A 13,276-nucleotide genomic window follows, 5' to 3' on the forward strand; every position below is an offset into this window, starting at 1 on the left:
AGCTTGAATAAAAAATGATTACTTTTTTAATCATTTATCTCAACCATCACTAGGTTAGGTATCCATTACTAACGCTCGGTATCCGACGGTTTGCCGTTTACTATATAGAGGTGTTACCGGTGAGGGTGGTGCTGTTGCTGGTGGGGCGGTTATCTCTGTGGTACCGGGCTAGGTAACGTTGCTAATGCTGTCATCGGCGCTTAAGTCAAGCGAAAGCACCACAATAGGCTCATGTGCGGTGCTTTTATGTGTCTGGCGGGAAGGGATTCAGTGGGTTAGCTTGGCAGCTCTTGATAATAGAGGTTGAGCACTCTAATCATTTCTTTCGCACATTCTTCAATAAGCGAAATTTCCGTATCAAAACCGACAGAAGTAATTATGTCGCTGACAATTAAAGGCGAATCGTTATTTAGAAAATGTGCAATATTGTTCCTAAACTCTGGTGTGAAGCGATCATCAAATACCGTTTTAATAGATTCCCCTCTAAGATCATTAGCTACCGTATTTTGATAATCGATGTCAGGTACTAAAATTTTATACCTGGCGATATTAATATCTAACTCTTTACATTTTTTAAATATAGCTGGAATCAAGTGTTGGTATGCACCTTCTAGTATTTTATATAAGCATAGAAATTTATAGAAAGGACTTCCGGAGTTTTTTGATTCTCGATATAACGCATATAAAGGGTGCATCTCAATTGGATACGACAACTCACCTATATTTAATAAAACGTTTTTGTACGGACTTACAAAAGATATTGTTTCTATATTGTTGTTTATGTCAATACAAGATACCAAATTGATATGTATTGGGATATTTCCTATGAAACTAACGTAATCTAAAAAAGGGGCTGTAATATTTGAGAATATCTTTCTTGCCTCTTGTTGTGATGTTGCTAGGCAATTAAAAATTATTTGTATAAGCTCATTTTTTTCATTTTTCAGAATATCAACATCTCCCATTTGAGTTGAAAACTTTATCATATCGTGATGTTCAGACACATTCATATACGAACAGCCATTGTTTTTGTCTAATTTAGTCGATACGTTCCCTTTTATACCTGAATCTTTCCCAAGAAAACCAACTATTTTGAAAGACCTTAGATTAATATCTTCTTGTTTTTCAATATACTTTTTATTATGACTTTTAAAAAGCGCTTCAATATGGAGCTCTATGAGTTGACCGGGACGACCTAAACTTTCCAATTGAATGCTGGTTGATGCCCCTTCTTCTTTAGAGACGCTTTTTAATAAAGTATGCTCTCTTTTTCCAGTTATAGGTTTTGAGGAACTGCTTCGTTTAAAGCCTTTTTTACTCTTACGGTTCCTTGCCATTATCGATTCCTTTTAAATTTGATTCACATAAGTATTAGCCTACCCCGTTAGACCTGTGTTAAAAATTCTTTTCACTTCTTTTTCGTATCAACATCGTCCTTGCTCAAAAATTCGTTTGAAAGCAGGTGCCTGCGATAATCTTGGTAAGTCGGAAGGCTATAAAGCTAAGTCCGGTGAGACCAACGGGTTTCTCAGTTTAAGAAGTGCAGAGGCGCACGCTCAGCAAATAAACAACCCCCTGCCTTTTATAACTAAAGGCAAGGGGTTATATGCATTAGCTTAAACAATTTAAGCAACATATTAGATACTGGTATGCGGCATCAAGGGCTCGGTGCATAAAAATATAAAGCAAGGGCTATCAGCAGCAGCGCAAACGTAATTAAGCCAAGCTTTCTCATCTCGGATCCTTAATAAGTCTATGGGGGTAACCATACACAAGGATGACACGATCCCCTTTACTGAATACCTCCTCACCGCTGTTTACTTGGGCTACTGTGAGTAATAGACCTGCTTCAGATTCGATGACATATTCAGTTCCGTCATAAGTTTTACCATTAGCCTCTAGAAGGTCGCCAACAACAGCTCCTGCAATTATTCCAGCGATCAAAGCTGTGGCACTGTCAGAATTATCAAGAGCCATTGCCCCACCTAATGCACCACCAGCGTTTGCGCCAGATCCAGAGGTTTGTTGAGCTATAATAACTGGATTGGCAGATAAAACTAACGCCGCAACAGACCTTTGTGCATTTCCAATACTTTGGACACGATACCTACCAACACCATCTGTAACGCATGATGTAAGAATGATCGAGCAAAGCGCAATTATTGATAAGCGTGAAATGCTAAACACGCTTACTCACCTTTAAATACAGGCTTGGAAATATCAGAGCTATCCAATGTATTAATAAAGTCAGCTATGTTGTTTCTGACCGCCCTGTTCCAAGATTCAACTGCACGCGCCATACCCAAAAAAGCATAATCAAAAGGAACAACGCCTTCACTTGATATTTGTTGTGTGAAAATAAGGTCGCCAGTATTTCTATCAACCATCTCGTAAATTGCTGAAACACGAGTTGTCATGGATGCGCCACCAGCAGGGACGTCGAATTCAGTAATTCGAACTGAGAGGTTGACCTTCTTCTCCATGTCGTCTCTGAAAACTAGAGATCTATTCAAAGCATCCTGAAGCGACTCTTTCCAAAGAGGTGGAATGGTTGCGTTCGCCTCAACCTTACTTTGCTGTGACTGCGGAGCAAAGCCTACAGTTAAAGATTTAAGCTCAACATCTTTCCTGTTATCAACCATTCCTACGTCTTGAACCGTGAAATCAACAGGAGGTACGCTCGTGCACCCAGTTACGATAAAAACACTCAAGATAGAAATAAAGGCGAGAGACTTCCATTGCATAATTAACTCCTCAATAAAAAAATAAGTTATGCATAGATGATTCGTTTTAGATCGTATTTCTATACATAAGCTCAAAATAGCTTCTTAAATACCGTATCGAAGCTAAGAAAAATAGGACCTGATACAAAGTCAAATATATCAATAAGTTAGATTGTTATTGAATGAGGGGAAATTAGCAGCAAGCGCATTGTTTGAATATAGGAATAATTCCTAAATTCACCTGTAATGATAAATAAATTCTTGGCCAATTTCGTACTAAAAAAGCTGTACATTGAACGGGGTAAGACACTTTTGGGGCGATGCCCGGTTGCGGGAATACCTGTTTTTCTAAAGTGGGTTTTTGAAAGTAACAATAGCCACAATCTGGTCACACTGCCGCAGCATAATCCACTGTGACCGCTTCTCCTCCGGATTTCGTTGCGATCACCTAAGTATGATGAGGTCTGGAGATTGCCGCTATCTACTAAATGGTAATAAAATCAAACGATTGATTTTGATGTATTGTGTAATATAAGTAGATTTTAAATTGATGTATATGTATAAACAATCCCGCATTTAAATTAGATGGTACTGTTTTAATATGGAAGTGATAACAACGATGGATGGTGTATTAGACTCACTTGTAGGGGTTTTATCTGGGGATTTTGGTGCAGCCATATTTGGGGCTTTTGTGGGCGCAGGAGTTACCTCATATTTAATTATGCGGCATGAGATTATTCGTGAAAGAAAAAAGCGCAGCCTAGATCTTATTCAGGAATACACCTCTCCCGATTTTATTCAAATTAGGAATGATGCTGGGCGTACTCTTAAAGCTTTGAAACCAAAAGACGGTCTAGATGATTCTATGCCTTCATGGAGTCAATTACATGATGAGCTCTCTCAAGATGACTGGCAAAAAATTTCTAAAATTGAGCACTTTTTCAAAAAGTTAGATTTTCTGCTGTTTGTTGGCGAGCTAGATAAAGAGTACATAGACAAGTATTTCAGAAAAGAGTATTGGCATTGGCAAGATAGGTATTTCACGGCCATTAATAATGCCTCAGAAAACGGTAATACCGAAAAGAGTAATGGCGAAAATGTGCACTTTAAGTGTATTCATAAAGTTGTGACGAAACCAGATAAGAACACCCATTAGGCACAAACTGGTCACAGTGCCGCAGCATAACCCACTGTAACCGCTTCTCAACCGGATTTCAGTGTGATTACCTAAGTATGATGAGGTCTGGAGATCGTTGCTTACAGAACCTTTGAGAGCGTTCTAAGCCCGGTTTCCGATCCTGTTGGTCGGGGGTTCGACTCCCTCCAAGCGCGCCATTTCTACTCCTTAGTTTTACTTCTCTAAGTCTCTGTTTTTTCTGATTAACCTACTACACTTCCTCCCAAGCTGCGGCGTACCCTCAATCATTTTCGAATGAATAATCCTCTATGGTCACAATTTGATCACAGTGCCGGTGTATTGCTGTCCGCAGGAGTAGGGTTGTCTTTCTGAATTCACCCTTTCAATTGCTTTGTATGAACTGGATGGTTAACACATGAAACCCCTTATTATAGTTTTACTGGCGCTCTCTCTGCAGGGCTGTTTCTTAACAAAAGTTGTAACAGTGCCGATGCGTGTTGGCGGGGCGGTTATCTCTGTGGTGCCAGTGGTGGGTAATGTTGCTGATGCTGCTATTGATACGACGGCTGATGTTATTGATTTGGTGCCACTGTAAGGCTGTTTACGTTATTCGTATGCGTAAGTCGGTGCGTCACTAGCAGATTTTAAATTGTCTGCTACATTCAATGTGCTTGTAATACACTCTGAATATTAGGATGTTCGTATGTCACGGAAAAGACGCTCCTCACCGCTTGAAGATCTTATGGATATAGCATCAACATTGCCTTACTGGGTGAGCTTGATCTTAGCCGTGATTAGTTATTTTGTGTTACATCACTTTGCCAGTCAGGCGCCCACTCCGGAGATGCAAGCCGGCAGTTACGTACCGCAAAACATGACACGAATAATGTTTCAGCCTTTCTTGATGGCCATGCAATATTTAGTGCCTTTCGTGTTTTGTCTGGGGGCCGCTATCTCAGCCATTAAAGCGTTTAAGGGGCGTCGTTTAGCTGAGAAATACGTTTCAACAGATTCCAAACAGACAGTTACTACAAACCCTCAGAATAGGGGTAAACCTACTGATGCCATGAATTGGCAGCAGTTTGAGTTATTGGTAGGTCAGGCTTTTCGTTTGCAGGGCTATAGAGTCATCGATGGCGGAGAGGTTGGCGCTGATGGTGGTGTCGATGTTTACTTGAAAAAGGACGGTGAAACCTTCTTTGTGCAGTGTAAACATTGGAAGGCAAAGAGCGTGGGTGTCTCGGTTATACGTGAGCTCTACGGTGTTATTGCTGCTGCCGGTGTTAAAGGTGGTTTTGTTGTCACGTCCGGCTATTTCACGGCAGAGGCGATTACCTTTTCCAAAGGCAAGAAGCTCGGACTCATCGATGGGCCAAAGCTGAAGAAAATGATTTTGGCTGCAAAGAAAGCTACCCCAGAAAGCGCGTTAGAAGAGCCTGAAACCACGCCTGAGACGCCGGTTTGTCCAGCATGTGCATCTAGTATGGTGAAACGTAAAGCGAGAAAGGGTGCGAATGCGGGCAATGAGTTCTGGGGGTGTTCTCAGTTTCCAAAATGCCGAGGGATTACTCAGATATGATCGCTGAATGTGAAAGTTATATTGCAAAAAATAAAAGTGCGCTTGATAAGCGGCTTAAAGCTATCCAGGAATACTCCTGAATAGTAGAAAAGTGCGGGCCAGCAACCTACTGCTGGCCCTGTTTAGTGGATATGATCAGGCAGCACATCCCAAATGCTTGCTTTATGTCTCTGCTTAGACAGGCGCTGCCATTCGCATATCACGGTTATCTAAGAAGCCAGATAAGCGAGTTAGAATTAATGCGAGAACAACTATCAGCGAGCCGATCCAGGGTGTATCCATCAGCGTCATATCTTCGACAATGTAACCTCCAATGTAAGCACCAAAAGCAATCCCAACGTTGAAGGCGGCGATATTTAGGCCCGAGGCAACATCAACCGCGTGCGGCGTGTGCTTCTCAGCCAGCTGTACGACATAAACCTGCAAGCCTGGTACGTTGCCGAAAGCAAAGGCCCCCCAGATCAACATGGTAAGTGCCGCCGTTATTTGATTACCAGCGGTAAAGGTGAAGGCAAGCAACGTCAGCGCTAATAAAGTGAAGATGATGTGCAATGCCCGGACCGGTCCCATTCGGTCAGCCAGTTTACCACCCCAGATATTACCGATAGCTACCGATACGCCATAGAAAACCATTAGCATGGCTATTGAACTTGGGGCATAGCCGGAGACCTGCTCAAGGATTGGCGCTAAAAAAGTGAAAGCGACAAAGGTGCCACCGTAACCGACTGCGGTTATGCAGTAGACCAGTAGCAGGCGTGGTTGTGTTAGCGCGTTCAGTTGTTCCGCCAGTCGAGGAGTTCTTCCTTGTTTCAGGTTGCTTGGGATCAGCAGAGCACTACCGATCAGAGCAACCAGCCCTAGGATTGAAACCACAAGGAAGGTGGTACGCCAGCCGAACGCCTGGCCAATCCAGGTACCCAGCGGTACGCCCGTTACCAAAGCAACGGTCAGGCCAGTAAACATAATCGCTATGGCGCTGGCTTCTTTCTCCTTAGGAACCAAACTAGTCGCGATGGTTGATCCGATCGAGAAGAATACCCCATGAGCCAGACCCGTGAGTATCCGTGCAGCGATTAACGAATCATAACTGGGTGCCATCCATGCCAGTAGGTTGCCAGCGATAAAGAGCGCCATTAATGATAGCAGTACCGATTTGCGGTTCCAGCGACCTGTTAGTGCGGTTAATACTGGGGCACCGATAGCGACGCCTAGTGCATAAAGACTCACCAGCAAACCGGCAGAGGGTAAGGACACACCCAGATCCTGGGCAATAGTAGGAACTAGACCGACGATAACAAATTCGGTTGTTCCTATCGCGAAGGCGCTCAGCGTGAGCGCAAGTAAAGCAATAGGCATAGGTTTTCCCCGTAATATTCAATTGACGAGGAGATTTTAATCGCGAATACTTATGCGAAAAATAGCATTAATAACAAATTACTTTTAAGAAAAATGCAATGATAAGTCGTTCTGATGATCTAGAGTTGCTGCTGACAGTGGTTGATTGTGGTGGCTTTTCGTCTGCCGCGAACCAGTTGGACGTAGCCGTCGCCAAAGTATCACGTGGTATTCAACGATTGGAAAAGCAACTGGGTGTTGCCCTACTTCAACGTACCACTCGCCGGGTGTCACTGACCGAGGAAGGTGAGTCCTTTGTTCGGGAAATACGCCAGGGCTTGCAACAGCTGGAGGCTGCAGAGGAGCAGCTTCGGCTCTGGATGGATAAACCTGTGGGTCGGTTGCGTGTTGATGCAGCCACTCCCTTTATGCTGCATCAATTGGTGCCGTTAATAGACGAATTTCAGAAGGCTTATCCCGGTATCAGGCTGGAGCTAAGTACCAACGAAGGGATCATCGACCTTTTGGAAAAGCGTACTGATGTTGCTATCCGTATAGGCAAACTGGAAGACTCCACTCTGCATGCAACTCAGTTGGGTAGCTCCCGGCTTCATTTGGTCGCCAGCACTGATTATTTGAAGCGTAACGGCACTCCACAATCCGTCGAAGATTTAGCACAACACCGATTATTAGGCTTTATTCAACCATCGCGCCTGAACTTATGGCCGGTCGGCGAAGGCCTTGAGATCAAGCCAGATCTGGCATCCAGCAGTGGTGAAGTGCTACGCCAAGTTTGTCTGGCAGGGGAGGGTATCTGCTGCTTGTCGAGCTTTATGGTGAAACAAGACCTGATCGTTGGCAGATTGAAAGTAGTACTGCCCGACCATGTGCAGTCTCCGCATCCTCGGGAGCAGGTGCAGGCGGTCTACTACCGCAACAGCGCACTATCAGCCAGAATTCATGCCTTTGTTGAGTTCGTGCGATCAAGGCTGACTCTGGATTAAAACAGTCATTTAGGGTGGCCTGACGACATATTGGAATTACAGCGGGCTTTTCAGCGACAGGTACCGGCGGGTTCAGGTTACTGGGTAGAGAGTAAATACAGCAGAATAAACATAAGGTATGCTCTTAGGTTAGCGGAGCAAAAGGTGCTCTGCCAGCTGATGAATAGGAGTTTAATTTATGAGCACTTCCCGGAATGTAAAGTTAAACCCACTGGATGCAGAAGAGCAGCGAGTGATTCTGCACAAAGGTACTGAGCGGCCTTTTACAGGTGAGTACGATGACTTCTATGAAAATGGCATGTTTGTCTGTAAGCAGTGTGATGCGCCTCTGTACCGTTCGACGGATAAATTTCCATCTGGTTGCGGTTGGCCGAGTTTTGATGATGAAATTGAAGGTGCTATCAAACGTGTGACCGATGCGGATGGTAGCCGTACAGAAATTGTCTGTGCTAACTGTGATGGCCATTTGGGGCATGTCTTTGAAGGCGAGCGACTAACTGAAAAGGATACGCGTCACTGCGTTAATTCGATCTCTATAAAATTTGTAAAAGCGTAAACGGTGAGTGTTAATACGGTTGGGCGTTTATTAAGCCGGCATCTGCAGGATCTTAAACCGGGCCGTTTGGAGTGGATTGGTTTACGTCCCGAACGCAAAGTAGAGATGCAGCGGGTTTTACAAGTAGAAGCGATTATTGATATGGGGCTTGCCGGAGACCGGCGCTGTCAGGGGTCGCCGGGTTCGGCCCGACAGGTGACCTTGATTAATCATGAGCATATCGGGGTAGTCGCTAAGCTGTTGGCGCTTGGGTCGATTGATCCTGCTGTATTACGGCGTAATTTGGTGGTGTCTGGTATCAATTTGATGGCACTCAGGCATCAGCGTTTTCGTATTGGTGACGTGGAATTTGAAGCAACAGCGCAATGCCACCCTTGTCTGCGCATGGAGCAAGCGCTGGGTAAAGGTGCGGTCGCCGCCATGCTAGGCCACGGTGGTATCTGCGCAAAGATTCTGAAGGGAGGCGTTATTGGGGTAGGTGATGAGGTGGTTAAGCTATAGTGTGAGCTTGTTTCAGGTATTCAGAATGATCCTGAAAATAATACAGAGAAGCTCCTTGTGAGGGCTTCTCTTTATCTTTAGCGCATCGGTATGAGCTGACTCTTGTTGGCTATTTGTGTCAGCTTAAGACTTTTGATTAGCGGCCGCGATCAGCGGCACCTTAACCCAGCAGTCGAGTAACACTATCATCGCCATAGCAGCCATTGAGCCTGTTAATAGCGCACCGGTAAACGGAATCAGGTAGCCCGCAAAGGCAATATATTTTGCCAATGTCCATGAGAGCGCATCGCCCCATAAGCCTATAAATGCCCCACTGATCAGCAGGTATTTAACCCAGTTGAGGGTTTGTGTATAAGAGAGCGCAATCGCTAAGATCATGATGAGTGCACTGATGGCAAAAAGGTGAGTGTGCGTTTGTACTGCTATTTTACTCCAGGGTTGCCCGCGTGAAGTGGTTGCAAGCACCTCTTCATAGGTGGTGAGCGGCATGGATGGGATCGCTTCTGTCATGGTCGAGTCGACGCTGTGGCAGTTAGTGCAATCGGTATCCATTATCTCTGCGATATGTGAATCATAAGTGTCTTCGGGGGCGTCTGCCTCAACCCATTGTTGAACCGCATCGATGGATTCATCTTCGGATACATGCTCATACATAGAGCCCCGCATGGCACTGACGATCATAATGCCCGCGTATTTTTGCTGCACTTTATCAAGGCTGGGAATAAGTGTTTGACCTCCGGTAACGCTCATGGAGATAGCCAGCATGGCATAAGCCAGTCCCATGAGTACGGACAGACAAAATCCAGATAGAGCGATACGAGCAGCAGGATTGAGAGCTTTAATCATCATAGGATTCCATATCAATTGTGTCTGGTGGGTGGGCTTTCGCCCACCTCAGGTATTGCTATTTAAACACCATGTTTAATACGCCGTTATGGTAAACGTGATTAATTTGGCTGTTATCGAAAATAGACAGGCCGAAAGAGTAGGTTTTTTTCAGGTCATTAAACTGTACATCCTGCACATCTGCTTGCTCTCCAGAGGTAACAAGAGGACGACTGATCTCTAAGTACCATTTTCCATCTTTCCATACCCCTTTAGCGGCGATATCACCACGTGAACCAGAAAAGGCCGATGTTACTATGCCTGGTATACGTTTGATCTCATCCATATCACTGCTGAAAGGCGTTTTCTGGCTTTCAAATATCACAGTGGCATCAGCGGCCAGGTCTGCTTGAACGAATGCCGGTTTACCGTCAGCTATGTTGTCCTTGTATCCGCCACCTGTTTTGTGGTCGCCGTGACGTCCCCACCCTTTGTTCTTCTCTGGATCGGTGTTGTCATCGATAAATTGATCGTCAATTTGAGCATTTGGATTGGTTCTGACGCCTTTCCAATGCCACATGTCGAGAGTTGTACCCGGTTTAGTGTACTTACGGCCGGGTGCTTTATCGTCCCGACCCTTTTGTTTGCCTCCTTTTGCCATGTGACAGGCAGCCCCGCAGCCTTTTTTGTCGAATGCCTTAACATCAATATTCCAGAGGATCGACATTTTATCTTCGTAATAGGTGTTGTCGTGTCCGGTATCATCTTTATTCGCCAGCTGTTTCCAGCTGCCGTCAGATTGTTTCATCCATGGGTAACGGTTCAAGCTCTCTGTTGGGTCATCCCACTCCAGGAAAAAGTAAACGTTTTTGTCATCGTGCATCGAGCGTACTTTCATCGTGGTTTTGGTGATGCCTTCATAACCGTTGTTTGGTTTGTAGGGGGTTTGATCCAGTACCACGCTAAGCACCGGGGCCGCATCCCATGCCGCTTCAGCCATACCATCCACTTCTATAGCAGTCGTGGTGGCGACGTTGTCAAGTATGCCCAGTGGTTTTGCCTGAGCGATAGGAACTAAAAGGATGCTAGTCGCCGTTGCTGCAATCAGAGTCTTACGCATTTTTTATTCTCCTTATATGTCTATCTTCAGCATAGAGCGTGTTGTGGCGTTTGGCTGCTCATATAAGCAGGGGTTTCGGCTAAACAGGGTATTGCTTGATGTATGTCAAACTTGAATCGTATGGGGCGTTGGCCAGAGCAAAGGCAAGTCGCATACAGGAAGGTCGTAGAACCTGCAGGACTATAAAGAATCACTTTTTGCGATGACCATTAGGCGCGACTCATATATCGATTACTTGATATCCATCAAGTCACTTTTAGTGGCGTTTCTATAACCTGCGTCATTATGTCGCAGTATGATATATAGCTTGAGAGGTTAGAACGTTTGATGAACAGATATATAAAACGATGGATCGTTACGCTATTTACGTTTTTTGTTCTGGCTTCCAGTGCATTTGCGATGGTCCCCGTTTCACAAGAACAGCAGCTTGAGTTAATTCGCAGTGTCTTTCCTGAAGCGACGGATATTAGTGAAAAAGCGCCGATTGCAGAGGGCTCTGCCATTATCCGTACCGTCACTAAGGGTGATCAAGTACTCGGGTATGCCTTTGAGTCACAGGATGTTGTTGATATCGCCGCTTATTCCGGTAAGCCCGTTAGAATGCTCATAGCCATTGATCTGGAGGGGAATTTCAAGCTATCCACAGTGCTTGAGCACCATGAGCCCATTCTGCTGGTGGGTATTCCTGAGCATACTTTATTTGATTTCGCTGCACAGTATCTGCCGTTCAAGCTGACGGACAGAATTAAAGTAGGTGCGGCTAATAGCAGTGATGTAATTAGTCTGGATGCTATTTCTGGTGCAACAGTCACCGTCATGGTGGTTAACGAAACTGTGATGCGTGCTGCCCGAAAAGTAGCTCAGCAGTTAGGTTTGCTGGGGTTATCTGAGGAGGCGAAAACTCCTCCTGCTACTGTTAAAACTGATGTTTTCAAGGAAGCTTCCTGGGAAGAACTTACCGGTGATGGATCTATTCGTCATCTGTCGCTAACTCGTGGCGATGTGAATGAAGCGTTTAAAGGCACGGCAGCAGAAAAGCAGGGGCCGGGTGAGGGGCAGCATCAGCAAGAACACTTTATCGATCTTTACTATGCACCGGTTAATATTCCGACCATTGGTCGCAACTTATTAGGTGATAGCGAATATAACTGGTTGATGGGTGAAATTAAGCCCGGTGACCAGGTGATTGCTGTGATGGGCAAAGGCCGCTACTCCTTTAAAGGTAACGGCTATGTACGTGGCGGAATTTTCGACCGGTTGCAGCTGCAGCAATCCGATAAGGTGATTAGCTTTCACGATTCCGATTTTTATCGTTTAAATGATGTATATATTAAAGGCTTCCCTGGTTTTACTGAGATGGCCTTGTTTATCGTTCGTGGCCAGTATGAGTTTGATATCGGCACCCCCTGGCAGGTTGAATTGCTGGTGCGTCGACAAGTCGGTGCATTAGACAGCGTCTTTACCAGCTTTTTTGGTGACTACATGACACCAGAGGCGTATATCACGCGCCCTGAGCCAGTGATTGTGGAAGCGCCGGTCGATGAGCCTTTGTGGGTATCTGTCTGGAAGGATAAAGCGTTTCAAATTGGTGTATTAAGTGTCAGTTTACTGCTCCTGACGATCATTATTTTCCTCCAGGACTGGTTGGTACGTTATCCAAAACTGTTACGTAATGTTCGTCATATCTTTCTTACCTATACGGTGTTCTTTATTGGCTGGTACACCTTAGGGCAGCTGTCGATTGTTAACGTATTTACGTTTGTGCATGCGGCTATGGGTAAGTTTCAGTGGGATGTATTTCTGTTAGATCCCGTGTTGTTTATTCTCTGGGGGTTTGTCGCTATGACCCTGGTGCTCTGGGGGCGGGGTATTTTCTGTGGTTGGCTGTGCCCGTTTGGGGCGTTGCAGGAGCTGATTAATGAGATTGCCAGAGCAGTAAAAATCAAACAGTTCGAACTTCCGTTTGCGGTACATGAGCGGCTCTGGGCGATCAAATACATCATTTTATTACTCTTGTTTGCTGTATCGCTTGAGTCGATTGGTGAAGCTGAACGCTATGCGGAAGTCGAGCCTTTTAAAACGGCCATTATGCTGAAGTTCCAGCGTGAGTGGGGATATGTTCTATATGCCGGCATCTTGCTGTTTATCTCTATCTTTACCCGTAAAGTTTACTGCCGTTACATCTGTCCATTGGGCGCTGCTTTAGCAATACCCGCGCGGTTACGCTTGTTTGATTGGTTGTATCGTCGTAAAGAGTGCGGCCAACCCTGCAAGCTATGTGCAAATGAATGTGAGATTCAGGCGATTCACCCGGATGGCACCATCAATGCTAACGAGTGCCACCACTGTCTGGATTGCCAGATGACCTATCACAACCATGATAAGTGTCCTCCACTTGTAGTGAAAAAACGTAAAGCTCAAAAAGCGGCAATGGTTCAAAACCACATACCGAGTATAGACATTACTGATCCGGTAAAAACCTGAGCAGTGAACTA

13 protein-coding genes are annotated in these 13,276 nt (G+C 45.1%); 7 read left to right on the forward strand and 6 right to left on the reverse strand.

Annotated elements, in window-relative coordinates; all coding sequences use genetic code 11:
- Positions 1-275: 275 nt before the first annotated feature.
- The 3 genes from mauJ to BM099_RS20520 form a co-directional block, all read right to left on the reverse strand.
- Entirely contained in the window at positions 276-1,337 is a 1,062-nt protein-coding gene (mauJ, locus tag BM099_RS01450) for a methylamine utilization protein MauJ (RefSeq protein ID WP_090723433.1), read from the reverse strand.
- Positions 1,338-1,731: 394 nt separating this feature from the next.
- A complete protein-coding gene (locus tag BM099_RS01455; RefSeq protein ID WP_090723436.1) occupies positions 1,732-2,187 on the reverse strand; it encodes a hypothetical protein in 456 nt (151 codons plus the stop codon).
- 2 nt (positions 2,188-2,189) lie between these two features.
- Positions 2,190-2,744, reverse strand: a complete 555-nt coding sequence (locus BM099_RS20520) for a hypothetical protein (RefSeq protein WP_198064071.1) — start codon at positions 2,742-2,744, stop codon at positions 2,190-2,192.
- A gap of 580 nt (positions 2,745-3,324) precedes the next feature.
- Here BM099_RS20520 and BM099_RS01465 point away from each other — a divergent pair.
- From BM099_RS01465 to BM099_RS20600, 3 genes are all read left to right on the forward strand, one after another.
- On the forward strand, positions 3,325-3,879 hold the full coding sequence (locus tag BM099_RS01465; RefSeq protein ID WP_090723438.1) for a hypothetical protein: 555 nt from the start codon (positions 3,325-3,327) through the stop codon (positions 3,877-3,879).
- A gap of 397 nt (positions 3,880-4,276) precedes the next feature.
- On the forward strand, positions 4,277-4,456 hold the full coding sequence (locus tag BM099_RS01470) for a DUF6726 family protein (protein WP_090723423.1): 180 nt from the start codon (positions 4,277-4,279) through the stop codon (positions 4,454-4,456).
- Positions 4,457-4,564: 108 nt separating this feature from the next.
- Positions 4,565-5,440: a restriction endonuclease gene (locus BM099_RS20600; RefSeq protein WP_090723440.1), complete on the forward strand. Its 876-nt coding sequence runs from the start codon at positions 4,565-4,567 to the stop codon at positions 5,438-5,440.
- Between the two features lie 174 nt (positions 5,441-5,614).
- Here the strand turns inward: BM099_RS20600 and BM099_RS01480 are convergent, their stop codons facing one another.
- Entirely contained in the window at positions 5,615-6,796 is a 1,182-nt protein-coding gene (locus tag BM099_RS01480; RefSeq protein WP_090723441.1) for an MFS transporter, read from the reverse strand.
- Positions 6,797-6,894: 98 nt separating this feature from the next.
- Here BM099_RS01480 and BM099_RS01485 point away from each other — a divergent pair, with 98 nt between their 5' ends.
- From BM099_RS01485 to BM099_RS01495, 3 genes are all read left to right on the forward strand, one after another.
- Entirely contained in the window at positions 6,895-7,779 is an 885-nt protein-coding gene (locus BM099_RS01485; RefSeq protein WP_090723444.1) for a LysR family transcriptional regulator, read from the forward strand.
- A gap of 178 nt (positions 7,780-7,957) precedes the next feature.
- Entirely contained in the window at positions 7,958-8,335 is a 378-nt protein-coding gene (locus tag BM099_RS01490; protein WP_090723446.1) for a methionine-R-sulfoxide reductase, read from the forward strand.
- Positions 8,336-8,338: 3 nt separating this feature from the next.
- The gene (locus tag BM099_RS01495; RefSeq protein ID WP_244889902.1) at positions 8,339-8,836 is read left to right on the forward strand and encodes an MOSC domain-containing protein; all 498 of its coding nucleotides are present in this window, start codon (positions 8,339-8,341) and stop codon (positions 8,834-8,836) included.
- Positions 8,837-8,959: 123 nt separating this feature from the next.
- Here BM099_RS01495 and BM099_RS01500 read toward each other — a convergent pair whose 3' ends face one another.
- Both BM099_RS01500 and BM099_RS01505 read right to left on the reverse strand, forming a co-directional pair.
- The gene (locus tag BM099_RS01500) at positions 8,960-9,685 is read right to left on the reverse strand and encodes a hypothetical protein (RefSeq protein ID WP_090723449.1); all 726 of its coding nucleotides are present in this window, start codon (positions 9,683-9,685) and stop codon (positions 8,960-8,962) included.
- Between the two features lie 55 nt (positions 9,686-9,740).
- The gene (locus BM099_RS01505) at positions 9,741-10,781 is read right to left on the reverse strand and encodes an ethylbenzene dehydrogenase-related protein (protein ID WP_090723452.1); all 1,041 of its coding nucleotides are present in this window, start codon (positions 10,779-10,781) and stop codon (positions 9,741-9,743) included.
- Positions 10,782-11,108: 327 nt separating this feature from the next.
- On the opposite strand from BM099_RS01505, the gene nosR reads away from it, so the two are divergent.
- Positions 11,109-13,265 (forward strand): transcriptional regulator NosR, encoded by a 2,157-nt coding sequence (gene nosR, locus BM099_RS01510; protein WP_090723455.1) that lies wholly within the window; start codon positions 11,109-11,111, stop codon positions 13,263-13,265.
- The last annotated feature ends 11 nt before the right edge of the window (positions 13,266-13,276 follow it).

The organism is Neptunomonas qingdaonensis, from assembly GCF_900113275.1.
Taxonomy (GTDB): Bacteria; Pseudomonadota; Gammaproteobacteria; order Pseudomonadales; family Balneatricaceae; genus Neptunomonas; species Neptunomonas qingdaonensis.

Bases quoted from the DNA above. Each gene is read 5' to 3' on its own strand.
- mauJ (WP_090723433.1), bottom strand. From the start codon at position 1,337: ATGGCAAGGAACCGTAAGAGTAAAAAAGGCTTTAAACGAAGCAGTTCC.
- BM099_RS01470 (WP_090723423.1), top strand. From the start codon at position 4,277: ATGAAACCCCTTATTATAGTTTTACTGGCGCTCTCTCTGCAGGGCTGT.
- BM099_RS01485 (WP_090723444.1), top strand. From the start codon at position 6,895: ATGATAAGTCGTTCTGATGATCTAGAGTTGCTGCTGACAGTGGTTGAT.
- BM099_RS20600 (WP_090723440.1), top strand. From the start codon at position 4,565: ATGTCACGGAAAAGACGCTCCTCACCGCTTGAAGATCTTATGGATATA.
- BM099_RS01490 (WP_090723446.1), top strand. From the start codon at position 7,958: ATGAGCACTTCCCGGAATGTAAAGTTAAACCCACTGGATGCAGAAGAG.
- BM099_RS20520 (WP_198064071.1), bottom strand. From the start codon at position 2,744: ATGCAATGGAAGTCTCTCGCCTTTATTTCTATCTTGAGTGTTTTTATC.
- BM099_RS01505 (WP_090723452.1), bottom strand. From the start codon at position 10,781: ATGCGTAAGACTCTGATTGCAGCAACGGCGACTAGCATCCTTTTAGTT.
- BM099_RS01500 (WP_090723449.1), bottom strand. From the start codon at position 9,685: ATGATGATTAAAGCTCTCAATCCTGCTGCTCGTATCGCTCTATCTGGA.
- nosR (WP_090723455.1), top strand. From the start codon at position 11,109: ATGAACAGATATATAAAACGATGGATCGTTACGCTATTTACGTTTTTT.
- BM099_RS01465 (WP_090723438.1), top strand. From the start codon at position 3,325: ATGGAAGTGATAACAACGATGGATGGTGTATTAGACTCACTTGTAGGG.
- BM099_RS01480 (WP_090723441.1), bottom strand. From the start codon at position 6,796: ATGCCTATTGCTTTACTTGCGCTCACGCTGAGCGCCTTCGCGATAGGA.